24 protein-coding genes are annotated in these 25374 nt (G+C 58.6%); 14 read left to right on the top strand and 10 right to left on the bottom strand.

The features are described 5' to 3' along the window. Positions 1-7: 7 nt before the first annotated feature. Positions 8-640: a MarC family protein gene (locus ACR0MS_RS03480; protein WP_480569159.1), complete on the bottom strand. Its 633-nt coding sequence runs from the start codon at positions 638-640 to the stop codon at positions 8-10. Between the two features lie 91 nt (positions 641-731). Here ACR0MS_RS03480 and ACR0MS_RS03475 point away from each other — a divergent pair, with 91 nt between their 5' ends. The 9 genes from ACR0MS_RS03475 (at position 732) to glmM (ending at position 12954) form a co-directional block, all read left to right on the top strand. Further along, positions 732-1253 (top strand): DUF6446 family protein, encoded by a 522-nt coding sequence (locus tag ACR0MS_RS03475; RefSeq protein ID WP_480569162.1) that lies wholly within the window; start codon positions 732-734, stop codon positions 1251-1253. Positions 1254-1257: 4 nt separating this feature from the next. After that, a complete protein-coding gene (gene gltS / locus ACR0MS_RS03470) occupies positions 1258-2472 on the top strand; it encodes a sodium/glutamate symporter (protein ID WP_480569165.1) in 1215 nt (404 codons plus the stop codon). 9 nt (positions 2473-2481) lie between these two features. Next, positions 2482-4680, top strand: a complete 2199-nt coding sequence (gene glyS / locus ACR0MS_RS03465) for a glycine--tRNA ligase subunit beta (protein ID WP_480569168.1) — start codon at positions 2482-2484, stop codon at positions 4678-4680. A 64-nt stretch (positions 4681-4744) separates the two neighbouring features. Then, positions 4745-7285, top strand: coding sequence for a putative PEP-binding protein (locus ACR0MS_RS03460; protein WP_480569172.1), 2541 nt, complete (start codon positions 4745-4747; stop codon positions 7283-7285). Positions 7286-7471: 186 nt separating this feature from the next. After that, complete coding sequence (locus ACR0MS_RS03455; protein ID WP_480569778.1) at positions 7472-8113, top strand: cell wall hydrolase; 642 nt, start codon at positions 7472-7474, stop codon at positions 8111-8113. 73 nt (positions 8114-8186) lie between these two features. Next, positions 8187-9557, top strand: coding sequence for a multicopper oxidase family protein (locus ACR0MS_RS03450; RefSeq protein WP_480569175.1), 1371 nt, complete (start codon positions 8187-8189; stop codon positions 9555-9557). A 102-nt stretch (positions 9558-9659) separates the two neighbouring features. Continuing rightward, on the top strand, positions 9660-10580 hold the full coding sequence (locus ACR0MS_RS03445; protein WP_480569178.1) for a dihydroneopterin aldolase: 921 nt from the start codon (positions 9660-9662) through the stop codon (positions 10578-10580). Then, a complete protein-coding gene (gene folP, locus ACR0MS_RS03440) occupies positions 10577-11575 on the top strand; it encodes a dihydropteroate synthase (RefSeq protein ID WP_480569181.1) in 999 nt (332 codons plus the stop codon). Before ACR0MS_RS03445 ends, folP begins: the two co-directional genes overlap by 4 nt. A gap of 35 nt (positions 11576-11610) precedes the next feature. After that, positions 11611-12954 (top strand): phosphoglucosamine mutase, encoded by a 1344-nt coding sequence (glmM, locus tag ACR0MS_RS03435; protein WP_480569184.1) that lies wholly within the window; start codon positions 11611-11613, stop codon positions 12952-12954. On the opposite strand, the gene ACR0MS_RS03430 is transcribed toward glmM, so the two are convergent. Both ACR0MS_RS03430 and ilvC read right to left on the bottom strand, forming a co-directional pair. Next, entirely contained in the window at positions 12951-13853 is a 903-nt protein-coding gene (locus ACR0MS_RS03430; RefSeq protein ID WP_480569187.1) for a DMT family transporter, read from the bottom strand. The genes glmM and ACR0MS_RS03430 overlap by 4 nt on opposite strands. 66 nt (positions 13854-13919) lie before the next feature. Continuing rightward, positions 13920-14942 (bottom strand): ketol-acid reductoisomerase, encoded by a 1023-nt coding sequence (gene ilvC / locus ACR0MS_RS03425; RefSeq protein WP_480569190.1) that lies wholly within the window; start codon positions 14940-14942, stop codon positions 13920-13922. A gap of 132 nt (positions 14943-15074) precedes the next feature. On the opposite strand from ilvC, the gene ACR0MS_RS03420 reads away from it, so the two are divergent. Both ACR0MS_RS03420 and ACR0MS_RS03415 read left to right on the top strand, forming a co-directional pair. Then, positions 15075-15530, top strand: coding sequence for an Lrp/AsnC family transcriptional regulator (locus ACR0MS_RS03420; RefSeq protein WP_480569193.1), 456 nt, complete (start codon positions 15075-15077; stop codon positions 15528-15530). Then, a complete protein-coding gene (locus ACR0MS_RS03415; protein WP_171122861.1) occupies positions 15527-15985 on the top strand; it encodes an Lrp/AsnC family transcriptional regulator in 459 nt (152 codons plus the stop codon). Before ACR0MS_RS03420 ends, ACR0MS_RS03415 begins: the two co-directional genes overlap by 4 nt. A 1-nt stretch (position 15986) precedes the next feature. Here ACR0MS_RS03415 and ACR0MS_RS03410 read toward each other — a convergent pair whose 3' ends face one another. Beyond that, a complete protein-coding gene (locus ACR0MS_RS03410; protein WP_480569196.1) occupies positions 15987-16601 on the bottom strand; it encodes a GntR family transcriptional regulator in 615 nt (204 codons plus the stop codon). Positions 16602-16918: 317 nt separating this feature from the next. Here ACR0MS_RS03410 and ACR0MS_RS03405 point away from each other — a divergent pair, with 317 nt between their 5' ends. After that, on the top strand, positions 16919-18046 hold the full coding sequence (locus ACR0MS_RS03405; protein WP_480569199.1) for an aminotransferase class V-fold PLP-dependent enzyme: 1128 nt from the start codon (positions 16919-16921) through the stop codon (positions 18044-18046). 10 nt (positions 18047-18056) lie between these two features. On the opposite strand, the gene ACR0MS_RS03400 is transcribed toward ACR0MS_RS03405, so the two are convergent. From ACR0MS_RS03400 to ACR0MS_RS03390, 3 genes are all read right to left on the bottom strand, one after another. Continuing rightward, positions 18057-19253, bottom strand: coding sequence for a UbiH/UbiF family hydroxylase (locus ACR0MS_RS03400; protein ID WP_480569202.1), 1197 nt, complete (start codon positions 19251-19253; stop codon positions 18057-18059). 76 nt (positions 19254-19329) lie between these two features. Further along, a complete protein-coding gene (locus tag ACR0MS_RS03395; RefSeq protein WP_480569205.1) occupies positions 19330-19578 on the bottom strand; it encodes a hypothetical protein in 249 nt (82 codons plus the stop codon). A gap of 87 nt (positions 19579-19665) precedes the next feature. Then, on the bottom strand, positions 19666-20310 hold the full coding sequence (locus tag ACR0MS_RS03390) for a pyrimidine 5'-nucleotidase (RefSeq protein ID WP_480569208.1): 645 nt from the start codon (positions 20308-20310) through the stop codon (positions 19666-19668). Between the two features lie 100 nt (positions 20311-20410). Between ACR0MS_RS03390 and ACR0MS_RS03385 the strand changes: the two genes are divergently transcribed. After that, complete coding sequence (locus ACR0MS_RS03385; RefSeq protein ID WP_171121100.1) at positions 20411-21058, top strand: GntR family transcriptional regulator; 648 nt, start codon at positions 20411-20413, stop codon at positions 21056-21058. Positions 21059-21061: 3 nt separating this feature from the next. On the opposite strand, the gene ACR0MS_RS03380 is transcribed toward ACR0MS_RS03385, so the two are convergent. After that, entirely contained in the window at positions 21062-22933 is a 1872-nt protein-coding gene (locus tag ACR0MS_RS03380) for a glycosyltransferase (RefSeq protein ID WP_480569211.1), read from the bottom strand. A gap of 81 nt (positions 22934-23014) precedes the next feature. Continuing rightward, entirely contained in the window at positions 23015-24181 is a 1167-nt protein-coding gene (gene carA, locus ACR0MS_RS03375) for a glutamine-hydrolyzing carbamoyl-phosphate synthase small subunit (RefSeq protein ID WP_480569214.1), read from the bottom strand. 183 nt (positions 24182-24364) lie between these two features. Between carA and ACR0MS_RS03370 the strand changes: the two genes are divergently transcribed. Next, on the top strand, positions 24365-24850 hold the full coding sequence (locus ACR0MS_RS03370; protein WP_171121103.1) for a GatB/YqeY domain-containing protein: 486 nt from the start codon (positions 24365-24367) through the stop codon (positions 24848-24850). A 23-nt stretch (positions 24851-24873) separates the two neighbouring features. Here the strand turns inward: ACR0MS_RS03370 and ACR0MS_RS03365 are convergent, their stop codons facing one another. Then, positions 24874-25365, bottom strand: coding sequence for a DUF2244 domain-containing protein (locus tag ACR0MS_RS03365; protein WP_480569218.1), 492 nt, complete (start codon positions 25363-25365; stop codon positions 24874-24876). Positions 25366-25374 lie beyond the last annotated feature (9 nt).

Below are 25374 nucleotides of genomic sequence, written 5' to 3'. Positions count from 1 at the left end.
GCCGCGATCACGCCAAACCGGGCAGCAGAACCTTCAGGCCATCTGCAATCATCCCGATTGCGATGGCCGACAGGATCATGCCCATGAAACGGCTCATGATCACGCGGGCGTTTGCAGACAACCGCTTGGCCAGTGCCGACGCGTTCCAGAAGGTGATGAACAGCAAGAACAGCACCGCCAGAAAAACGCCCGAATAAACCATGACGTCAACTGGTTTGGTAACGTGGTGCGCATAGAGGATCAGCGTCGTGATCGTGCCTGGACCAACAAGAATGGGGAAAGCCAACGGATAGAAAGCCACGGTTTCGGGCTTGGGGTAGGACTGCTTTTCCCCTTCCGTGCCGTGATGGGTGGTGCTTTCGGTGCCGCTCAGCATGTTCAGCCCGATCATGAGGACGACCAAACCGCCCGCGACACGCAGGTCGTCCACGCTGATGCCAAAAAGACCAAGGGTTTTGTTGCCAACGGCGGCGAACGCTCCACCCAATATCAGACAGTAGAGCGCGGTTTTGGTTGCTACTTTTCTCTGATCAGTGGGCGACAGGCCATCCGTCACGCTCAGAAAGACCGGCAGGTTGGTGATCGGGTTCATGATCGCGAACAACGCGCCGAAAAATCCGGCGGCAAGGGTGGGGTCCATTCCGTGTGCCTCAACTCAACCTGTACTGGATTGAAACCTGTCGCATTTTTCGCAAGTTTGAAAGAGGCCGCGTGATCGGGATGTGGAAACTATGACCGGAAAACTGCTTGCAATCCTGTTGCTTGTGTCCGCTGGCATCGCTGGTGCGGCAATGTATTACCTACAGGTCTACGGGTTCTATTATTCGGTCGAACCCGGTTCGGATCAGGACATCGTTCTATTGGCCGAAGATGGCGAAACGTCCATTCCCCTTGCATACACGGCATTTCAGGCGATTGATGCCGACAGCTCTCCGATCCGGTATCGGGCTTGTTTTGAAACAGATGAGCAGGTCTCGACAATGTCAGGGTTGGTGCCCGCCGAAAGCCCAGAGCCGTTGACGGCCCCCAGTTGGTTCGAATGTTATGATGCCGTAACGATCGCAGACGCTTTGAAGTCCGGGCAGGCCCGCGCGTTTGTTGGGGTCAAGAACATCCACTATGGAGTCGATCGCATTATTGCCATTACCGAAGACGGGAAGGGCTACGTCTGGCACGCGCTGAACAACTGTGGTGAAAAAGCCTATGACGGTACCGTCGTAGGAGAGGAATGCCCGCCCAGACCTCAGGAGTGATCCGATGTTAGATAAAATGCTCGAGGTTCCGGACTTTCTTACTGTGACGATGGGCTTCGCCGTGTACCTGATCGGGGCCGAGATCAACGCCCGGGTTCCCGTGCTGCGGCAGTTCAACATTCCCGAACCTGTCACGGGCGGCTTGCTGGCCTCGTTCTTCCTTCTGTTCCTCTACCTATTTGCCGGTGTTGAGCTTAACTTCGGCTTAGCAGCTCGAGACTTCCTTTTGGTGGTTTTCTTTGCGGGAATTGGCCTGAACGCAAGGCTTTCTGACTTAATTTCGGGCGGCAAACCGCTGGTCCTTCTTCTTATTTTAACTTTGGTGACAATTGTCCTGCAAAACGGGATTGGGTCCTTGGGCGCTGTGGTTTTCGGCTATCCCGCACAGGCCGGAGTTTTGTTCGGGTCCGCCGCCTTGATCGGGGGTCACGGAACGGCAATTGCATGGGCACCCGAAGTCGGTGCGGTTACGGGTTTGAATGGTGCGACGGAGCTGGGCGTCGCCGTGGCGACGCTGGGGCTGGTGCTTGCGGCCCTGGTCGGTGGCCCGATTGCCCGCCTCTTGATCGAAGGCAAGAACCTGACCCCCGAACGCCCGGGCGAAGAACACACGGTCGGTCTGCCGGACAATCCGACCGAGGCGGCGTCGAAAGTCGATCATCTGACGATCACGCGGGTGATCCTCTATCTCAACCTCGCCATCATAGCGGGGTATGTCCTGCATGAGAGTATCAGTGCGGCCGGATTGAAGCTGCCCCTGTTCGTGCCCTGCCTGATCATGGGTATTGTGATCGCCAATCTCAGATCGGCTTTCTTTCCCAAAGCCCCGCCGGTCGCTCGGACGCCATCGCTTGCGCTGATTTCCGAATTCTCGCTGGGCGCGTTTCTGGCCATGTCGCTGATGAGCCTTCAACTGTGGACCATTGCCGAATTGGGGCTGGCCATTATTGTCATCATGGCCGCGCAGACCTTGTTTGCCGTGATGTTCGTCATCTGGGTGCTGTTCCCGGTGATGGGCAGCAATTACCGCGCCGCAGTTCTGGCCGCCGGGTTTGGCGGGTTCGCCCTGGGTGCGACACCCACTGCTATTGCCAATATGACCGCAGTGACCAAGAGATATGGCCCGTCACCTATTGCCTTTATCGTGCTGCCCCTTGTATCCGCCTTCTTTGTGGATATCGCTAATGCCATCGTCATCCAGACGATCGTCAATTTCTAAGGACTGACAATGCCCGACCTGCTGATCGAACTGTTCTCTGAAGAGATCCCCGCGCGTATGCAGACCCGCGCCGGTGAGGACCTGAAAAAGCGGATCACCGACGGTCTGGTCGAGGCCGGTCTGACCTATGCAGGGGCCGCCGCCCTGACCACACCGCGCCGTCTGACGCTGGCGATCGAGGGGTTGTTGGCGGAAAGCCCCACCATTCGTGAAGAACGCAAAGGCCCCAAGGTTGGCGCGCCCGACAAAGCCATCGAAGGTTTTTTGCGCGGAGCAGGTCTGACCCGTGATCAGCTTGAGGAGCGCGATACCCCCAAGGGCGCGGTTTATTTTGCCACCATCGAAAAAGCGGGTCGCCCCGCAGCTGAGATCGTGGCCGAAGTGCTTGAGGCGACCATCCGCAATTTCCCGTGGCCTAAGTCGATGCGCTGGGGCAGTGGTCCGCTGCGCTGGGTGCGGCCACTGCATTCGATCCTGTGCGTTCTCAGCGACGAAGCCGGCGCGACCGTCGTTCCGTTAGAGGTCGAGGGCATCAAATCCGGTGACACAACGGCCGGTCACCGTTTTATGGCGCCAACCCGCTTTGCGGTTACATCCTTCGATGACTATGCCGCCAAGCTGAAACGCGCGTTCGTTGTCCTGAACCCTGCGGAGCGGGCCGAGCATATCTGGAACGACGCTCAGAACATGGCTTTTGCCGCCGGTCTGGAAGTGGTCGAGGACAAGGGCCTGCTGGCCGAGGTCGCCGGTCTGGTCGAATGGCCCGTGGTGCTGATGGGGCAGATCGACGATGAATTCCTGGATCTGCCACCCGAGGTTCTTCAGACCTCGATGAAAGAGCACCAGAAGTTCTTTTCCGTGAAGAACCCAAAAACTGGCCGGATCGAACGGTTCATCACCGTCGCCAACCGCGAAACCGCAGATAATGGCGCGACCATTCTGGCGGGGAACCAAAAGGTGCTGTCGGCGCGTCTGGCAGACGCAAAGTTCTTCTGGGAAAATGACTTGCGGATCGTCAAATCGGATGGGTTTGAGCCGTGGGTGGAAAAGCTGAATTCCGTTACATTCCACGCAGAACTTGGCTCACAGGGTGAACGGGTCGACCGCATCGCAGCGCTGGCGCACGAGCTTGCGACCACGACAGGAGCGACCCCGGCTTTGGCGATGATGGCGGCGCAGGCGTGCAAGGCTGATCTGTCCTCGGAAATGGTGTTTGAATTCCCGGAACTCCAGGGATTGATGGGCCGCTATTACGCTGAGGCCGCCGAATTGCCCGCCGAAGTGGGGCAGGCAAGCGAGGAGCATTATTCTCCTCTTGGCCCGTCCGACGATGTGCCGACCGCGCCGGTCTCGGTCGCCGTTGCCCTGTCTGACAAGTTGGACACGCTGACAGGGTTCTGGGCGATTGACGAAAAACCCACCGGGTCAAAGGACCCGTTTGCGCTGCGCCGTGCGGCATTGGGCGTTATTCGGTTGATCCTGACCAACGACCTGCGTCTGTCCCTGAGTGACACCTTTGCGACTGCGTTGAAAACCCTGCTGAAGCTGACCGAATGGCAGGCGGCATTGTTGGAGGCCAAGGCAAAGCAAGCCACGGCCGAAGATGCAGATGCCGCTGCACAGCAGGTTCACGGTCTGGCGCATCAGGTCGAAGCGGCCAATGCGATTGTCACCAACGCACCTGCGGACCTGCTGTCTTTCTTCCACGACCGCCTCAAGGTTTTCCTGCGCGATGAGGGGATCCGTCACGACATTATCGACGCCTGCATCGCGATGGAGGGCAATGATGACCTCAACCTGCTGGTCAAACGCGCCCGTGCTCTGAACGCGGTGATCGCGACCGAGGATGGCGAGAACCTTGTTCAAGGCTTCAAGCGCGCCAACAATATCCTGACCCAGGCCGAGGAAAAGGACGGCGTCGAATATTCCTACGGTGCGGATGTGAAATTCGCGGAAACCGACAGCGAAAAGGACCTGTTTGCCGCTCTGGACACGACCCAAACCGCGATCAATTCCGCTTTGCAGGCCGAGGATTTCCCGGCGGCCATGTCTACGATGGCGTCGCTGCGGGGGCCGGTGGACGCGTTCTTTGAGGACGTTCAGGTCAATACCGACAATGATATTTTGCGGCGCAACCGTCTGAACCTGCTAAGCCAAATCAGGCAGGTGTGTTCTAGTGTCGCGGACCTGAGCAAGATTGAAGGCTGACGCATAACGCGCTTGCGTCAACAATGCAGGGGCTTATGCTGCGGGCAGTTCAAAAGGTGCCGCAGTGCAGAATAACCCGCATACCACGCTTATAACTTCGACAGCGCCCGTTGCGACCACATCCCATGGTGGCCGGGCGAAATGTCTGCAACGTCTAGTCCGTCTGGACCTGCCAGTGCCACGCACGGTGGCCTTGTCATTTGACGCCGTGCAGAAGATTGCAAGCGGTCAGGTTCCCGACATTGACGCAATTCTCGAACAGTTTGAACAGGCTGCGTTGCTATGTGTCCGGCCAAGCTCTGAGGACCCCGATTGGGGCGGACCCGGCGCGATCCTGAATATCGGGATGAATGATGCACGCTATGTGGACCTGTCCGATTCAATGGGCGTCGAAGCAGCGGCGGCGCTTTACTTGCGGTTCGTGCAAAGCTTTGCGGTGCATGTGGCACGTTTGGACGCCGACGTATTTGACGATATCGACGCTGACGGGCGCGAAGGTCTGAAGCTTTCGCTGCGCGCCTATGAGGATGAGACGGACGAAGCCTTTCCCCAGGATCGCGGAGAGCAACTGATTGCCGTTCTCCGCTCGATGGCGCGGGCTTGGGACGGGACGTCTGCGCGCCTGCTGCGGCAGGCCAAGGGCGCACCAGCGGATGCCGGGCTGGGTCTGGTCATTCAGGAAATGATACCCGGTGTTGGGCAGGGCGAATGCGGGTCGGGTGTGCTGCAGCTTGTTGATCCTACGACTGGAATGCCTCAGCTAACGGGCCGCTATCTCAGTCAAAGTCAGGGCCGCGATGCTTTGGGCGAGGGCGTGTCTGCGCTGTATCTTGAAAAGGACCCGCGCGGGACGTCTTTGGAAGATGTCGCGCCCGAAGCTTTTGCCGAACTCAAGTCACATGCTGCTCTGATGCGTATCAAACTACGCGAGGAAATGCAGGTCGAGTTTGTCATTGAAAACGGCCATGTCCATATTCTGGACGGTGTCCGCGTTCAGCGCAGCGCAAGGGCATCTATGCGGATTGCCGTGCGACTGGCCGAAGATGGTATCATCCCACCGCAAGAGGCCGTCATGCGGGTTGATCCGCATTCTCTGAATGAGCTGTTGCACCGGCAGGTACATCCCGAAGCGCGCCGGGATGTGCTGACCACGGGGATCGCAGCCAGCCCCGGCGCCGCTACCGGCAAAATCGTGTTCACTGCGGCCGAAGCGCAGGCTAGTGCCGCCCGCGGCGAGCCGTGTATTCTGGTCCGCCGCGAAACCTCGCCGGAAGATGTACGCGGAATGCATGCGGCCGTCGCAGTTTTGACCGAGAAGGGCGGGATGACCAGCCATGCGGCCGTTATTGGGCGCGGTCTGGGCCTGCCTTGTATCGTCGGCGCGTCCGAGATGCGGTTTCAGACGAAAAAGAGATTGCTGACAGCCTCGGACGGGCGTGTGTTCAAGACAGGCGACACGCTGACCATTGATGGGACCTCCGGTCAGGTTCTGGCCGGACAGCCCGCGATGCTGGAAGCGGCGCTGGATGACTGTTTCCAAACGCTGATGAGCTGGGCTGACGCCGAACGCGACATCGCCATCCGCGCAAACGCCGATACACCCGCCGACGCGCAAACGGCGCGAAACTTTCTGGCGCAGGGGATCGGCCTGTGCCGGACCGAACATATGTTCTTTGACCCGGGCCGTCTGATCGTGATGCGCGAAATGATCTTTGCGCAAACCTCTTCAGGCCGCGAGGCGGTGCTGGAACGGTTGTTGCCGATGCAGCGCGAAGACTTCGTCCAGCTTTTCCGGATCATGGAAGGACAGCCTGTCTGTATCCGCCTGTTCGATCCGCCTCTGCACGAGTTTCTGCCCACCACGCGCAGCGGTCAACGCGAACTGGCCGAGGCGCTGGACCTTCCGGTTTCGGATGTCGAGCGCCGCGTTGCCGCCATGACCGAGTATAACCCGATGCTGGGGCTGCGCGGGGTTCGACTGGGTGTCACGGTTCCCGAAATCTATGACATGCAGGCGCGCGCGATCTTCGAAGCAACGCTCGAGGCCAGCAAAAACGGTGCCCCCGTTGTGCCCGAAGTGATGATCCCGCTGGTTTCAGCCAAGCGTGAGGTCGAGCTTGTGAAATCCCGTATCGACTCTGTCGCGGCGTCGGTCGCGTCTGAACAAGGGCAGGAGTTCGAATACCGTCTGGGTGTTATGGTCGAAACTCCGCGCGCGTGCCTGCGGGCCGATGAGATCGCGCCGCAAACCTCGTTCCTCAGCTTCGGGACAAATGACCTGACCCAGATGACCTACGGTCTTTCCCGAGACGACGCAGGGCGCTTTATGTCTGCTTACGTCCGGCAGGGCGTCTTTGCCGAAGACCCGTTCCACGTGCTTGACCCGGATGGCGTCGGGGAGCTGCTGAGATTGGGGTCAGAGCGGGGCAGGCAAGCCCAGCCCAACGTGACTTTGTCGGTCTGCGGCGAACACGGGGGCAACCCCGAATCAATAGCCATCTGCCGAGAGCTTGGATTCGATTATGTGTCGTGTTCGCCGTTCCGCGTACCGGTCGCTCGGCTGGCTGCCGCACAATTAGCGATTTCGTCCAGACTTGGGGGTTGACACTCACCCCTTCCGCTAGGATTAGTAGGAAACAAAGAGCGCCGTCGTCGACCATTTTTGACGTTACGGCGATTTTCCACTTGCTTTTCCGTCAAAACTGGACGTTTCCGTTTCAATTCGGTATGAGCCTCGTCGCGCCCGCCGGGGGAGGGTTTGGCGCGTAATGTGCCTGTGCGAGGTTATCTGATGCTACGATACATACTGGCTGTTGCCACGTTGGCAGCAACCATGCTGCCAAGTGTTTCCGTCGCTGAGAGGGAAACCACTGATACTGCCAAACGTGAACTTGTGAGCCGGAGCGAATTGCCCGGCCAGAATTTCCGTGAATATCTGAACTTGTTCAAACCGCGCAAAACGGTTGAACCACAAAAAATGTCCTATTCAAAGTCGTGGCTGGACCAACAGCCTGCTGCTACGGGGGATGAGCACTTTAAGTGTTTGGCCGAGGCTTTGTACTTTGAGGCGCGCGGCGAAAGCGTTCGCGGCCAGTTTGCTGTGGCCGAAGTCATCCTGAATCGTGTCAAAAGCAGCCGGTTTCCGGATTCGTTGTGCGGCGTGATCAAGCAGGGGACGGGCAAGAAGTACCAATGCCAGTTCACTTACACCTGTGACGGCCTCAAGGAAGTGATCCACGAGAAAAAGGCGTATGAACGCGTATCGAAAGTTGCGCGGGCGGCCATCGACGGTGTTGTCAACGACATGACCGAAGGTGCCACGCATTACCACACCACTGCGGTTCGCCCGTCCTGGTCGCGCGTGTACAAGGAAACGGCACGTATCGGCGTGCACATTTTCTACCGCCACAACTATCGGACGGCGAGCAACTAACTGACGCACCCGCGCTGGAAGCTTGCTGGCGCGGGATGTTTTTTGCCTTATGTTGCGGGCCGGGAGGCCCGCAATGACTTTGAACCGCAGACAATTCATGCAAACGACAGCAGCGGCGGTCGCTCTGCCCAAGCTTGGGTGGGCTTCATATCCTGCGCTTGTCGCCCAGGAAGCAGCGCAACAGATTGCCCCGGACGGGTTTTCTGAGACCCGCGTCTGGACATATGGCGGTCAGGTGCCCGGCCCGGAAATTCGTGTGCCTCAAGGCGCGCGCGTTCAGCGAAGATTGTCGAACACTCTGCCGCAGCCAACAACCGTGCATTGGCACGGGATTCGCATCGACAACGCAATGGACGGTGTGCCGGGCCTGACTCAGGATGTCGTTCCAACCGGCTCTCACTTTGATTATGATTTCAAGGTGCCGGATGCCGGAACATATTGGTATCATGCACATAATCGCTCGATGGAGCAGGTCGCGCGGGGGCTTTACGGGCCGCTGATCGTTGATGAGGCGGTCGCGCCGGATGTCGACCGTGATCTGACCTTGATGTTGGATGATTGGCGGCTGGACCCTGAAACCGCGCAGATCATGGACGATTTTGGGAATGGTCACGACCTGAGCCATGCGGGACGGCTGGGCAATCTGGTTTCCGTCAATGGCCGGTTTGATCCGGCCTATTCGGTAGAGGGTGGTGAAAGGCTGCGTTTGCGCCTGATCAACGCCTCCAATGCCCGAATATTTGATCTTGGGCTGGATGGTCTGAGTGGTTGGATCGTTGCGCTGGATGGAATGCCGTTAGAGGTTCCGTTAGCGGTCAGCGACCGGTTTCCCTTGGCTCCGGCGCAGAGGGCGGACCTGATCGTTGACGTCCGGGCCGAGTCCTCCGCCGTTGCAAACCTCGTGAGTTTTGAAAGGGACGGTAGCTATGGGCTGGTTCGGTTCGACGTGTCTGGCCCGTCAAAGACTGCGCGAACCGGAATTACCCCATTGGTACCGAACCAGATGCCCGACGTCTTGGTTGAGGATACTCCTCTGCACCGAATGGAGATGCAGGGCGGCGCGATGCGTTGGCTGGACTCGGCAAGGATCGGTGAGACAGAGCTTACGGGGCAGGAATTGGCACAACTCGGACGGTTTTGGGCGTTAAACGGTGATGCTGAACGACCGGCAGAACCGTTTCTGGATGCCCAAAAGGGGACAACTCATAGGATCGAATTCGTCAACGAGACTGCCTTTCCGCACGCCATGCACCTGCACGGTCACCATTTTCGCCTGATCCTTCAGGACGGAACTTTGGGCCCGTGGCGCGATACTGTTTTGGTTGAGCGCGGGCAAACCCGCCAAATTGCACTTGTCGCAGACAATCCGGGCGACTGGCTGTTGCATTGCCATATGCTTGGGCATGCGGCTTCGGGTATGATGAGCTGGTTCCGCGTCACCTGACGCCGCATTCGACGACTAGAAAGGCGTTTGTTGCAGTGTTATACGCGCCGGCATCATTTAGTTTGGGTAAATCCGTCCCAAAAGCCCGAAAAGGTCCGTTGCATGAGTTCCGAAATCCGTCTTGCCTTTGCGCACCCCTCTGAGCGGTCCGAGGCGACTGCCACTCTGGGGCCGTTGGACCGCATTTCTCTGCGCGACCATATCGTCGAAGTTGAGATCGGCGCGTTTCAGGCAGAGCGCGGTACGACGCAGCGCATCTGCTTTAACATCGTGGTCGAAGTGCGCCCTCTGACCGATCCTATCGACGATGATGTTGACCGGATTCTGTCCTATGACCGTGTGACCGAGGCGATCGCTTACGAACTGGCCGCCGAGCGTTTGAACTTGTTGGAGACATTGGCTGATCGAATTGCGGAACGGATCTTGCTTGAACCTCAGGCTGTAAGGGCTTTTGTTAGAATAGAAAAACTTGATCGCGGACCCGGAGCTTTGGGTGTCGAAATCGTGCGTGGGCGGGATATGGTTCACCATGATCTGGTCGAGGAAGAACGCCCGCACCCCCGGTTGGTCTTCCTGTCGAACGAGGCCATTGCGTCGGACAACCTGACCGGTTGGATTGATCAGCTGGAAAACCGCAAACGCCCTTTGATCCTGTGTGTCGGTGCCGCAGATATGGCGGTCTCGCAAACAGGGCACGCGATGACTCAGCGCCGGATTGATCTGCTTGCCATCGAACAGAATGCGTGGGTGCTGGCTGCGCGGGATTACCGCTGCGTCGTCGTGTCGACCCGAACCGAGTTGGATTGGGCGATGAAGAACGGCCAGATTTGCGTTTGGGCACCGTCCAAGATTGTTTTGGATGCGGTGGATGGACCATCTGCGGCCCCGTCTGATGCGGTTGCATTGGCCGCGTGGTTCGCCGCGACCTTTGAGGCAAGCGAGATGATGGTGATTGGCGGAGAATTACCCGAGGCGCCAAAAACCCCGTTGCGTGCAGTGCCCGTGGATCAGGCCCGACTGTGACAGCGTACTACCGACCACTGGTTCAGCACGGCCCGGCTCGTCCCGATGGGGCAGTGGCTTTGGCCGGGCAGCAGCATTGGTTTTCTCATGTGGAACGGCTACGCCGCACGGACGCGCCTTTGGTCCTTGCCGCAGCGGAAGTACCGGATCAGGTCTTGGATCGTCTGACGAGGCGACGCCAACCGGTTGCTGGTCTGGCGATGGACCGCCCGCAGATCATGGGCATCCTGAACGCCACGCCCGACAGCTTTTCGGACGGCGGGGTTCATAATTCGGTCCATGCGGCGCAGGCGGCTGCCCGTGCCATGGTCGCCCATGGCGCAAGCATTCTGGATATCGGGGGTGAATCGACGCGACCCGGAGCCACTTTTGTGCCTGAAGCCGAAGAAATCGCGCGGACTGAACCCCTGATCAGGGCAATTCGGGCTGAAACGAGCGCGCTGATTTCCATCGACACGCGCAAATCTGCTGTTGCAAAGGCCGCGTGGGAGGCAGGCGCGGGGCTGATCAACGATGTCTCGGGCTTCACTTTTGATCCCCAACTGGCACCGTTCTGCGCCGAAGTCGGCGCGCCGGTCTGCGTGATGCATATGCAGGGCGACCCGGCCACGATGCAGGACAATCCCACCTATGACGACGTTTTGCTGGACGTCTATGATTTTCTGGAAAGCCAAGTGGCTTATCTGGAAGGTTTAGGGCTGGATCGAAGCAAGGTTTTGGTTGATCCGGGGATCGGCTTTGGCAAATCCGAGGCTCATAATCTAACGCTGCTTCAAAACCTCAGCCTGTTTCACGGGCTTGGTTGCCCGATTCTGTTGGGCGTATCGCGCAAAGGCATTATCGGTCAGATCGGCAAAGAGACGCGCAAGGATGCCCGAGCACCGGGTTCGATTGCGGTTGGGTTGGCTGGTCTGGCACAAGGGGTGCAGATCCTGCGGGTACATGACGTCGCTGAGACGGCTCAAGCCTTGCGTCTTTGGGCCGCCGTCCGGTAAGCCATCCACAGGCAAGACATTACGGAGTGACATCTATGCGCAAGCTGTTCGGAACCGACGGGGTGCGGGGCACCGCGAATACGCATCCGATAACGGCAGAGATGGCCCTTCGCATCGGTGCCGCGGTTGGGCGGTATTTTCGCCGCGATCAATCCGGCGCACACCGGGTTGTCATCGGTAAGGATACGCGACTGTCCGGCTATATGCTGGAAAGCGCGCTGACGGCTGGCTTGACGTCGACCGGCATGAACGTGCTGTTGCTTGGGCCGGTGCCAACTCCGGCGGTGGGCCTGATGACCCGGTCGATGCGCGCTGATCTGGGGGTAATGATCTCAGCCAGCCACAATCCGGCCGAAGATAACGGAATCAAGTTCTTTGGTCCTGACGGCTATAAGCTTTCCGATCAGGCAGAGATTGAGATTGAGGCACTGATCGAAGAAGGTGTGCGACCAGCCCAAGCACAGAATATCGGACGCGCCCGACGGGTGGACGACGCGCGTTTCCGCTATGGTGAGCGTATCAAATCCTCCTTGTCCCGCGATTTGCGTCTGGATGGGTTGAAAGTTGTGGTTGATTGCGCAAATGGCGCGGCGCACCGGACCGCGCCCGAAGTCCTTTGGGAGTTGGGGGCCGAGGTCGTCCCGGTTGGCATTTCGCCCAACGGCAAGAACATCAATCTGAATTGTGGGTCGACCAAACCGCAACTCGCAGCCGAAACTGTCGTGGCGCATGGTGCGGACGTTGGGATATGCCTCGACGGGGACGCTGATCGTGTCGTCATGATCGACGAACACGGGCAAGTGGCCGATGGTGACCAGTTGATGGCATTGCTGGCAACCTCGTGGGCCAAGGCCGACAGGCTGAAGGGCGGCGCTTTGGTTGCCACTGTCATGTCCAACCTCGGGTTGGAGCGGCATCTCACGGCTCAGGGTTTGCGGTTGGAGAGAACAGCGGTCGGTGACCGTTATGTGGTTGAGCGGATGCGTGAAGGCGGCTTCAACCTGGGTGGCGAGCAATCCGGCCACATCGTCATGAGCGATTTCGCGACAACCGGTGACGGCCTTATGGCGGGGCTGCATTTCCTGGCCGAGATGGTTCATACCGGCCGCAAGGCATCCGAGCTTTCGATGCAGTTTGAAACCGTTCCCCAACTCTTGAAAAACGTGCGGTACGCAGACGGGCAGATGCCGCTGGAATCTGCAAGCGTTCAGGCCGCAATTGCAGATGCCGAGGCGCGTTTGAACGGGCAGGGGCGTCTTCTCATCCGCAAGTCCGGAACCGAGCCGCTGATCCGTGTCATGGCAGAATGCGAGGACGATGCCCTGTTGGGGCAGGTCGTCGATGGTATCGTGGCCGAGGTCGAAGCCGTAACCGGTTAATAACCGAACAGCATCTTGCGCAGGCTGAACCATTGGCTGATCGCCAGTCCGGTCAGGATCATGGCTAGGGCGACGAAGAACCGAAGGGGCAACGCTTCGGACAAAATCCACGCGCCAAAAACCATTGACCAGATTGGCACTTGGTAATTCACAAGCGTTAGAAAAACCGATCCCGCGCTGCGAATGATCGAAATGCGCAGCAACGTGGCAAGGGCCGTTGGCACAAGACCCAGTGCGATGATGGCAAGGCTTGGCCGAGTACCTTCCCAAGCTGGTAGCCCTTCGGTCACCAGCATGATGGGGAGCAAGATGATCGCGCCGACCAATAGGGTCAGGGCGGCCAGAACCACAGGGTCAATCGGTGGGCACCGTCGTGTGAAGATGGACGCGCAGGCGTAGCACAGCGCGGCGCTGACGCAGGCCAGTTGCGCCAGAGGTTCCGTGCCTTGTCCGATTTGCGCCAATCCCGGCCCGATGAGCACCAGCGCGCCGGAAAATCCCAAGCAAACACCCAAGAGGCGACGTGCATTCATGGGCTCGTCTGAGAAGAAATGCGCCAGTGGCAGAACCATCAGGGGAATTGCGGCCATCGACAGGCCAGCGAAGGCCGAGGGGACAAATTGCTGACCCCAACTCAGCAACAGGAAGGGCAGGGCCGAGGATAGGATGCCGATGATCACAATCGACCACCAAAGCGCCAACGAAAACCTCGGCATCCGACGTTTTGTGACGGCCATCAGCCCCAGCAATGTCACCGCGCCCAACGTGGTGCGGGCCGTCGCGACAGTGATCGGTCCATACCCTTCAAGCGCCATGGCGACGACCATGAATGTGCCGCCCCAGATCAGGCCGAGGGCGAATACGCCGCTCCAGTCGCGGGATGTAGGTTGATCGACCATTTGCGCTCTCCGGCCCGGACAAAAAAGGCGACCCGTGGGCCGCCCTTTCGCACTATCCCAAAGGGATTAGTTCTTTTCCTTGTCGACCATTTTACCGGCCGAAATCCAAGGCATCATGGCACGCAGTTTCGCGCCGGTTTCCTCGATCATGTGCTCGTCATTGGCGCGGCGCGACGCTTTGATGGTCGGCTGACCAACAGCGTTTTCCAGCATGAAGTCGCGAACGAATTTACCCTGCTGGATGTCGTTCAGAACCTCTTTCATACGCGCTTTGGTCTCGTCGTATTTCAGGATACGCGGGCCGGTGACGTACTGGCCGTACTCAGCCGTGTTCGAGATCGAGTAATCCATGTTGGCGATGCCGCCTTCATAGATCAGGTCCACGATCAACTTCACTTCGTGCAGACACTCGAAATAGGCCATCTCGGGCGCATAACCGGCTTCGACCAGTGTTTCAAAGCCGCAGCGGATCAGCTCGACCAGACCGCCGCACAGAACGGCCTGCTCGCCGAACAGGTCGGTTTCACACTCTTCGCGGAAGTTGGTCTCGATGATGCCCGAACGACCGCCACCGATGGCCGAGCAATAGGACAGACCGATTTCCAGCGCCTTGCCGGTTGCGTCATTGTCCACGGCCACCAGGCAGGGCACGCCGCCACCTTTGACATATTCGCCACGCACGGTGTGGCCGGGGCCTTTGGGGGCCATCATGATGACGTCAACGCCTTCTTTCGGCTCAATCAGGCCGAAATGCACGTTCAGGCCGTGGGCAAAGGCGATGGCCGAGCCGGGCTTGATGTTGTCATGCACGTATTTCTTGTAGGTTTCGGCCTGCAATTCATCGGGCATGGTGAACATGATCAGGTCACACCAAGCGGCTGCTTCGGCGATGCCCATCACGGTCAGACCTTCGGCTTCGGCTTTCTTGGCCGAGGCCGAGCCTTCGCGCAGCGCGACGACCAGGTTCTTGGCACCCGAGTCACGCAGGTTCAGTGCGTGGGCGTGGCCTTGGCTGCCGTAGCCCAGGATGGCCACTTTCTTGTCTTTGATCAGGTTGATATCGCAATCGCGATCGTAATAGACGCGCATGTCGCTGGTCCTTTCTGTTTGACTTGGCGACGGTTCTACTTGTGATCCTTCGGGATGGCGATAGCGTTTTCCTTGTTATTACGCCTAGATTGTGAGAAATTATTCTTCCTGTTGCCAAATTTGGGATAAATCATGCTCGACGATGTAGATCGACGAATCCTGCGCCACTTTCAGGCCGATCCCAGCTTGTCCACTGCGGAATTGGCTGAACGCAGCCGCATCAGCGCAAGCCTGTGTTGGCGTCGCATAGAGAAGATGCAGGAAGCCGGTGTGATCGAGGGGCAGGAGGCCGTCATCGACTGGGCCGCGCTGGGATATGCAGTGGAAGTGTCGCTTCGGGTCACGCTGGATAAAACACAACCCCGCGCGTTCGACGAGTTCACAGCGGCCGCGCGTCAGGTCGCCGAGGTCATAGAGATTCAGACTTTTCTTGGCCGTGTGGATGTTCGCCTGTCGGTCTTGGCGCGGGATATGTCCCATTATCAACAGCTCTATCGCGATCAGATTCTGACCCTGCCGCATATTGCGGATATCGAGGCCCTGATGCACATCGCGCGGGTCAAAAGCGAAGTGGTTCTTCCAGTATGATCGAGTTGGATGAGATCGACCGCAATATCCTCCGCGCTTTGGTACAGGAAGCATCGCAAAGCGCAGGGGCGTTGGGGCGCAAGCTGGGATTGTCGCAACCCGCCACCTGGCGCCGTATCCGAAGGCTGGAAGATGCCGGGGTGATAAAGGGGCGCCGTCTGCGATTGAACGCCGAAGCGCTGGGATTTGGCGTGACGGTCTTTCTTGGCGTCAAACTGGCCCGCAAAGGGCAGGTGAGCCTTGAGGATTTCGAGCGTGCCGTCAGTGCAATCCCCGAGGTGCAAACCGTCGAGCACGTTTTAGGGCTGTACGACTATCGGCTACGCGTCGTTGCACGCGATTTGGCCGATTTTGAACGTGTCCTGCGACGGCGGATCATGACCTTGCCCGGAGCCGGAGATGTAGAGGCCAATGTTCTGCTCAGCGAAGAGCGATTGCCCGGGCCAATCGGCTGAGTCAGTATTTGGTGCGGATACAGTACCCCGGATGATGGGTCATCCGCGCAAAGGTCATGGGCTGACCGTTCTTCCATGTGGTGCGTTCAAGTTGAATCATGGATGCCCCGGCTGTGGTTCCCATGAACTCAGCCAGTCGACCATCCGCAGATACCGCGCAAAATGCGACCTCGGCCTCGGTGAATGGCGCTGCATTCAACAGCCACTCATGCGGTCCATGTGCGTTCAGATCGGCATGCTCAACTTCGGGGACAGCATCAATGTTGATCCAACGCTCTTCCAGTTGGAAGGGGCGGTTGTCGGCGTAATGCATGCAGATCACATGCAGCACCCGAACGTCCGGCGAAACGCTAAGCTGCGATGCCAGCCAACCCGGGCTTGCGACCACGTTCCGTTCGACCAGAGAATAGCGGTAGGTGGAATTTTGGCTTTCAACCGACTGACGCGCCAGCGAGAACTCAAGTTTTGCGTGCTTGCTGGGTTCTTTTTTGACGCGCGTGCCGCTTTTGCGCTTTCGCTCGACAAAGCCTTGTTCGGCCAGTTCACGTAAGGCCCGGTTCACCGTCGCACGAGCGCAATTGAACTCTTTAGCGAGTTGCGTTTCCGTCGGCAGCAAAGATCCCTGTGGCCAAATTCGAGTTTCGATCCGCCTTTTAACCTCGTCCCGAACAACTTGAAAACTTATCCGTTTTTGCGCCGTCACGTGCGGAAATACCTTTCTTCCATAAAGTGAGCGTATCTGGTCAGAAACACGTAACGGTGTAAAGGGCGCTGACACTGATTGGCGTCACAATTTCGAGTGTTTCTCGATAAATTTTTTAAATTTTCTATTGAAATTATTAGCTTCCCTGACGTCAATTGCAGGCGGCAGGGTCTGACCTGCCGTGAAGCGCCCGAAATTGGGGGCGTCGATGCACAGTGAAAGGACGTGTCATGCCAGCGCTATTGGATACTGTTGACCCGAATGGGCTTGAAGAATTTTCGGTCGTCTTCACCGACCGTTCTTTGAATCACATGTCAGCGCAGTTTCAGCAGGTCATGCGGGACATTTCGACGATGCTGAGGGACGTCTACAATGCAGATGGCGTCGCGGTTATCCCCGGGGGCGGCACCTATGGCATGGAAGCCGTCGCGCGTCAGTTTGCCCGGAACAGAAATGTTCTGGTCGTTCGCAACGGATGGTTTTCTTATCGTTGGAGCCAGATTATCGAAACCGGGGGGCTGACAGCCTCGACAACGGTGCTCAAGGCGCGGCAGGTCGGAAATTCCAGCCCTTCGCCTTTTGAACCAGCCCCGATCGAGGACGTTGTCGCGGCCATTCGAGATCAGCGCCCGGAAGTTGTGTTCGCGCCGCATGTGGAAACATCGGCAGGTGTCATTCTGCCGGATGACTACGTGACGGAAATGGCTAGGGCCGCTCATGAGGTTGATGCGCTGATGGTGCTGGATTGCATCGCGTCCGGATGCGCGTGGGTCGATATGAAGGCCACAGGTGTCGATGTCCTGATTTCGGCCCCGCAGAAAGGGTGGAGCGCGTCGCCCTGTGCCGGTTTGGTCATGTTGTCCGAGCACGCCGAAAAGCGGTTGGAGGAAACCACCTCGGACAGTTTTGCGATCGACCTGAAAAAATGGCGTCAGATCATGGCGGCATACGAAAATGGCGGCCATGCCTATCATGCGACGATGCCGACGGATGCCTTGCGTGGTTTTCGTGACACGATGGTAGAAACCCGTGACTACGGGTTTGACCGGCTGCGCCGTGCGCAATGGGCGCTGGGTGACGGTGTTCGCGCGATGTTGAAGGAAAAGGGCGTAATCTCTGTCGCGGCCGATGGCTTTGGCGCGCCGGGGGTGGTGGTCAGCTATACCTCGGACCCGGATGTTCAGAACGGCAAGAAATTTGCAGCTTTGGGTATGCAGATCGCGGCCGGTGTGCCCCTACAGTGTGATGAACCGGAAGGGTTCAGCACGTTCCGGCTGGGATTGTTCGGGCTGGACAAGCTGTATGATGTAGACGGCACCATCGCTCGGCTGAAACGCGTCCTGGATCAGGTTCTTTGAGCGTCAGCTTTCAGCGCACGCCAAGACCCATCTGCATCAATGTCTTTCGCACCGTCGGAAGCGAGTAGAGGGCGTTCAGACCCATCGCCCGTGCGTCGCGCAGCGCCCGCGTTTCGATCATCGAGGCGCGGTTGAGAAGGTCGATGCCCTTGACCCTCATCGCGAGCTCGGTGTGTCGGGCTTTGTGATAGGCATCCAGCATCTGCGCGTCGCCAAGGTCCTCGGGCCGCGCAGTGGCCAGGTCCAGCAGGCTGCGAAGATCACCGAGGGACATATTCAGGCCCTGCGCGCCAATGGGCGGAACAACATGCGCGGCCTCTGCCATCAATGCGATCCTTTCCCCGGACAGGCGTTCCGCCGACTGGCTGATGATCGGCCATATGGTTCGCCGCGAGGCAAGTTTCAGCGGTCCGAACAACCCGCAAGAGCGTTCGGTCATGGCGGCCTCAAACGCCTGTGGTTCGGTGTTCAGCAACTCGACTGCGCGCGGTCCACGCTCCATCCACACGACTGCAGAGGACGGTTGCCCCTGCCAGTCCGGAAGCGGGACCAGAGTGAAAGGGCCACCGGATCGGTGAATCTCGGTCGAAACATTGTCATGCGGAATGGGGTGCGTAACTGCAAAGGCCAACGCCTTTTGCCCGTAACGCGTTGTTTGCACAGAAATTCCAGCAGCTTCGCGCATCGGGGAACTGCGCCCATCGGCGGCCACAACAAGTTTGCAGGAAACGCGGCTGCCATCACTTAGCCCGACGCGGGCGTGGGCGGTGCGGGTAAACAGGCTGATGGTTCCTGTGCCGGGACGGAAATCGACATTGGGAAGTTCAGTCAGACGGTTCACCATTTCGCGGCGAAGCAACCAGTTCGGCAGGTTCCAGCCAAAGGGCTGATCCGAAATGTCGGCGGCGTCAAAGTCCCGCACAACGCGCGGTTCGGGCACATCGCCGCCTGCATCCACGATACGCATGATTTGCAGAGGGGCCGCATGCGGGGCCAGCTTTTCCCAAAGCCCGCATTGTTCAAGCAACCCGCGTGCAGGTTGCAGAAACGCCGTGGTCCGCATGTCCGAGCCGTCGACATCGCGCTCGGTAATGGGAGGGGCAGGGTCGACGCATACGACGTGGAATCCAGCGGTCCCAAAGGCTGCCGCAGCAGTCAAACCGGCGATCCCGCCGCCGGAAATCAGGATGTCACAGCTGTCAGTCATGGCCTTGGTCTCCGTATCTTGGGCAGACCCTAGTGCGGTTCCACGGCGCGCGCCAAGTGACATCCTGTCCCGTGTCTCAGCCTCGTGAAATCAGGATGAGGATCAGGAACATCACCGGCACCATCATCACGGCAGGGATGTAGAGGCCCGGCAAACCGAACAACAGAGTGGAACACCCCCACATGCTGAAGATCGCAATGGCTGTGTAACCCCAATCCTCGGCCTCGCCATGGGCAGCGTCTTTGGCCATCCAGCCAAACAGGGGAATTGCAAACAACAGGCGCTGCCAGATAGGCAGGCGCCGAGGGGCCTCGATCGCGCTCATGGATATCTCCGATTCTGTTCGTCGCTGAGGCGCATATAGGGGCGATGCTGCACCCGCAAAATGTGCAGAACGTCGCAGTGTGACAGCCTATCGCAGGCGCGACAAAAAGAACGTCAGGTCATCTGTATGATGGTGAATATGGTCTGCCTCAAGCGGTTCAGGCGCCACGTGAACCGTGCGCATTCCCATCGCGTGCGGAGCGGCCAGATTGCGCGGGTCATCCTCGAACATCGCGGCCTTTTCCGTGTCAATTCCGTCCCGTTCAAAGATTGTCTCGAACGCAGCTTTCTGTGGCTTGGGACGATACTCTGCATGTTCAATGCCGTAAATTGCGTCGAACAATCCGCTGAGGCCACGCGCTTGCAAAACGCGCTCGGCATAAGGCGCGCTGCCGTTGGTGTAGACGATCCGGCGGCCCGGCAGGGCGCGGATGTGATCGGCTAGGTCGGCATCGGGGTCCATGTGGCTCATGTCGACCTGATGAACGGCGTGAAGATAGGGGTCCGGGTCAAGGTCATGCTCGGCCATGAGCCCGGCCAGTGTGGTGCCGTATTCGCGCCAGTAGTGGCCGCGCAGCCGATCCGCCTCGGCCCGGTCGACACCGATCGCCTGAACCACGTAGTCCGTCATCAACACCTCGATCTGATCGAACAGGCGCATATGGGGCGGGTACAGTGTATTGTCGAGGTCGAACACCCATTGGGTGACGTGAGCGAATGCAGGTTTGACCATGGCTTGGGTTTAGGCCGCTGCGCCCCGGTTTTCAATGCCGGACTTGATTGCGAGGGCATGAGCCGGATAGACAGGTCCGAACGAGGAGACGAACCACCCCATGCCCCAGTCCAAACAGTCCAACAAGGACGCCTACAGCCTGATACTCGAAGCGATTGACGTGGGCGTCTACAAGCCCGGCGACCGCCTGGTCGAGAGCGAGCTGGCCGAGCGCTTTGGCGTGTCGCGCACCCCCATCCGCGAGGCGTTGCAGCGGCTTGAGACGCAATCGCTGCTGGAACGGGACGGGCGGTCGTTGATCGTGGCCTCGCTGGATCACAACCAGATGGCCGAGCTTTACGTGGTGCGGCGCGAGTTGGAGGGGCTGGCGGCAAGCCTGGCGGCCAAGCACGCGACCGAGGAAGAGATAAAGGTGCTGCAAGACATGGTTGCCGCCGACGACGCGCTGGTCGATGACCCGACCGCGTTGTCCCGGGCCAACCGACGGTTTCACGAACAGATCCATCTGGCCTCGCACAACCGCTATCTGGTTCAGCAACTGGATCTGGTGCACAGAACCATGGCTTTGATGGCAACTACCTCGTTGGCGGTGCAGGGCCGAGGAGAAATTGCCCAGAGTGAACACAAGGGCATTGTCGAGGCCATCGCCGCCCGTGACGAAGCCGCCGCCGCCCGCGCGCTTAAAGAGCATATTTCCGTCGCCTTCATGACACGCCTGAAACAGGATGCAGTGCGACGCGAAAACTGACCGTTACCCCGGCTGAATCTCTTCGCTGGCTTGCCCGTGCTGGGTTTTATCCCAGAAAAACGGGTTCCCGATCAGTTCCCACAACGCCTTGTAAGCGGCGACAACCCCAAGCGGAAAGTACAGGGGCATTGTTGGCACCCAAGGCACAAGAAACCTTCGTTCCCGCGCCCAGACCGACAGGAGCCCGGCAAAGAGGTTTGTGGCCTCTGCCGCAATGAATAGGGCGAACAGCCAGAACATTGCCCAACCGGGCACCAGTGTGTCCATCGGGCTTGGAATCCCCAGCGCGGTCAGCCAGAACATCCAAAGCGCGGGAGCCAACAGAAATTGCCCAACCGTTCCCAGAAAAAACGCTTGAAACCCCAGAAATTTCAACATCCCGAGGTCTTTCCAGAGTTGGACAGGCTCGCGCATGTGAACGAGATACGTGACCATGAACCCCTTGAGCCAGCGTGAACGCTGTTTGATCCATGGCCAGGCGCGGAAATTCGCCTCTTCAAAGGTGGTGGTATCGACCATCTCGGTTCGATAACCCGCGCGGCTTAGCCTCACACCCAGGTCGGCATCTTCAGTGACATTGTGGGCGTCCCATCCGCCCAGTTCCAAAAGCTTGTCCCGGCGGAAAAAGAACGTCGTCCCGCCCAGCGGGACAACAAGGCCCAGACGTGCAATGCCCTGCAACAGAACGCGAAACCAACTGTTGTATTCGATGGTGAAACAGCGCGACCTCCAGTTGGTGCGCGGATTGTAATAGTCCAGCCCCCCTTGCAGACAGACGACGTTTTCGTCTGCATTCGCGAAATGCGTGACCACCCGTTCGATCTGGTCGGGTTGTGGTGCATCCTCGGCGTCCCAGACGCCAAGAACGTCGCCCCGGCAAAAGTCGAGCGCATAGTTCATCGCCCGAGGTTTTGTTGTTAGCCCATTAGACGCCGGAACCTCGATGGATCTTATCCACGACGGCAGATCGACACGTGTCAGAGCCGTGCGCGTGACATCGTCAGATGCCTCAAGAACCAAAATGACGTCCAGCAGGGCCTTGGGATAGGTCAGGCGTTGCAACCGTCGTATCAGGGCATCGGCTATTTCCTCTTCCTTATACAGCGGCACCAATATCGACACGCGGGGCAGGGGCTGCGGCAAAGATTTTCCGGGGCTTGCGGGTGCTTGAAGCCGTTGGCGCAGAAAACTTAGCAAGCCGCTTACCCGCAATGAAAAGAACAGGACCAGCGAACAGACCGCCAAGGTTAGGAAAACCATCAGTCCAATATTCGGCAAAGCCGCGAAAATCACCGCCAGAGCGATCAGAGCCGCAATTGGCTTGATCCGCGCCCGAGGCGTCCAGGATCGGCAACTTTGCTTTACGTCCACGCGCGCCTCAGCGTCAGCCGCCAACCGCGACGCAAAAGTTGCGGCAATCGCGTTGTCTATTTCTTCGGGCGGGGCAAGAACGGGAAGGGCCGTAAGGCCAACCTCATCCAGATGCTCTCGAACCGGTTTAAAGCAATCTGGCCGGGCAGTGGCCACCAAAAGAAAAGGCCCAACTCGTTTCCAGGGGATCACGTTGTGCTCAAGCCAGAAGCGAACCGGTTTAATCTGGCAAAGGTCCACCGAAGGCGGGGACGTGATCAAATCGGCAAATTGAAGATGGTTTTGATCTGCAACGGCATTCATGACGTCGCGGCGGCTGACCCAGCCTTCGGCCACAAGGATTTCACCTAGCGGTACGTCCTGCCGGGATCTAAGTTGCAACGCTTTTTCCAACTGAGCGGGGGTGATCAGGCCACCCTCAAGCAGGCAGATGCCCAAAGGTTTTCTGACCTGCACAGGAATTGGCGCCGCGCGCGCAAAGTGTTGCAGGTTCAGTTCGACCATAAAAAAACCCTGACACGTAAAACCGGTGTCAGGGTTGTTCTATTAAGGTTAACAGCACGTTAATGCTGAACGAAGCAGCCGTTAAACCTGTGCTTTTTGGGCGGCCATCGCCTCAGCGAACCGCTCGAACAGGTAGAAACTGTCCTGCGGGCCGGGTGATGCTTCGGGGTGGTATTGCACCGAATAAACCGGGCGGTCCTTCATGCGAATACCGCAGTTCGACCCGTCAAAAAGCGAGCGATGGGTTTCCACAACGCCTTCGGGCAGCGATTGCGCGTCAACGGCAAAACCATGGTTCATCGAGGTGATCTCGACCTTGCCAGTCTCAAGGTCCTTGACCGGGTGGTTCGCACCATGGTGGCCGTGATTCATCTTGACGGTCTGGCCACCTAGCGCCAGCGCCAGCATCTGATGGCCGAGGCAGATACCAAAGACAGGCAGGTCGGTGGTGTCCAGAACCTCTTTGATCATGGGGACGGCATATTCACCGGTCGCCGCAGGATCGCCGGGACCGTTCGACAGGAACACCCCGTCGGGTTCGTGCGCAAGCACTTCGGCGGCTGTTGCGGTGGCCGGTAACACCGTGACGTCGCACCCTGCGGTGGCGAGGCAGCGCAGGATGTTGCGCTTGGCACCGAAGTCGAGGGCAACAACCTTGTGCGCCGGGGCGTTCTGACGGGCATAGCCATCGGGCCAGGCCCAACGCATCTCGTCCCACCGATAGCTCTGGGCGCAGGTCACTTCCTTTGCCAGGTCCATGCCTTCCAGCCCGGCAAAGCCGCGCGCGGCAGCGACCAGCGCTTCGATGTCGAAATTCCCCTCGGGGTCATGAGCCAGCGCGACATGGGGCGCCCCTTGCTGACGAATGGCGCGGGTCAGGCGGCGGGTGTCCACGCCACCAATGGCAATGCGTCCGCGACGGGCCAGCCAGGTTTTCAGCTCTTCCGCCGCACGCCAGTTCGATGGCTCGGTCGGGTCCCACTTGACGACCATTCCCGCTGCAACAGGGTCAGTGGTTTCGTCATCCTCGGGGTTCACCCCGACATTGCCGATATGAGGGAAGGTGAAGGTGACGATCTGACCAGCGTAGGACGGATCGGTCATGATTTCCTGATAGCCGGTCATGGCGGTGTTAAAGCACAGTTCGGCCACGGTCTGTCCGGTGGCGCCAAAGCCCATCCCGTAGAACAATGTGCCGTCGGCCAATGCCAGACATGCGGTGGGCTTGGTCGGGGCGTTCTGCGACATGGGGCGACTCTCCTGCAGGGTAAATCGGCGCATACCTAAGGGGCTTGAGCGCTTGGGTCAAGTCTGTTCAAATTTTGTGCTATTGTTAAAAATCAATAGTTTAGCCATATTGCTTCCCTGTTGTGTCACGCTTTTTGTTTAGATATGGTCGTGGTTCCTTTTCCATGGGGATGGACAGATCATATGGATATGCGATCAAGGGTGAACTCAGCCCTGAAGCAAGCAATGAAAGATAAGGAAGCCGAGCGTCTGTCGACGCTGCGGCTGATCAATGCCGCGATCAAGGATCGTGACATCGCGTCACGTGCCTCTGACAACGAAGAGGCGAAGGGCTGCGGCGATGCCGAGGTTCTTGAAATCCTTGGAAAAATGACCAAGCAGCGCAAGGAAAGCGCGCGCGCCTATGAAGAGGGCGGGCGGTTGGATCTTGCCGAGCGGGAGCTTCGCGAAGTCGAAGTGATCGAGGAATTTTTGCCCAAACAACTGGACGAAGATGAGGTTTCTCAGGCCATTCAGACGGCCATCTCGTCAACGGGCGCTGGTTCGATCCGGGATATGGGCAAAGTGATGGGCGAGCTGAAGTCGCGCTACACTGGCCAAATGGATTTCGGCAAAGTCGGACCCATGGTCAAAGATCAGCTCTGCGCGGCTGCAAGCGGCGGCTGCTGAACGCTTTCACCTTTAACACGACGTCACTGCGCGACAGGTTCGCGCAGTTTTCGTGTCAGATCGTCATACAGGGCGATCCGCTCTTCTTCGGTCAGAAAAGACCCGATTTCCACTTCGCGCCCGTCGCCCTTTAACGTGACATAGTTGGGTACGGGGCCGCCATGCTTGTGCATCTCGGGGCGCGCCCAATATCGGTTGCAGGTCCATTCTTGTGACCCTTGGCCGGGATGGTGATGGACAAGTCTGGCTTGCGTCCCTGTCAGGGTGAAAACCTCGAATACACTCCGGGCGCGGTAATTCGACTGAATCGCCAACCACAAGCCGACCACGGTCAGCAGCAGGAATGGCAGCAACCCCCATAGCAGTACGGAACCCAGAACCGCCATCAGAGGGATGAGGCCGAACAGGAAAACCGCCAGAACGACACGCATGGCCCATTTGGGAGGCAGCGAGTTATGCGGCCACAGGCGCAATTCCAGATCTGATCCAGAGGTTTGATTCCATCGGTACGGCATGGTCAAAAA

This window comes from Ruegeria sp. CJ2 (assembly GCF_056536745.1).
The sequence above is the reverse complement of the archived record's forward strand: the minus strand, read 5'-3'. Positions and strand labels throughout refer to the sequence as shown.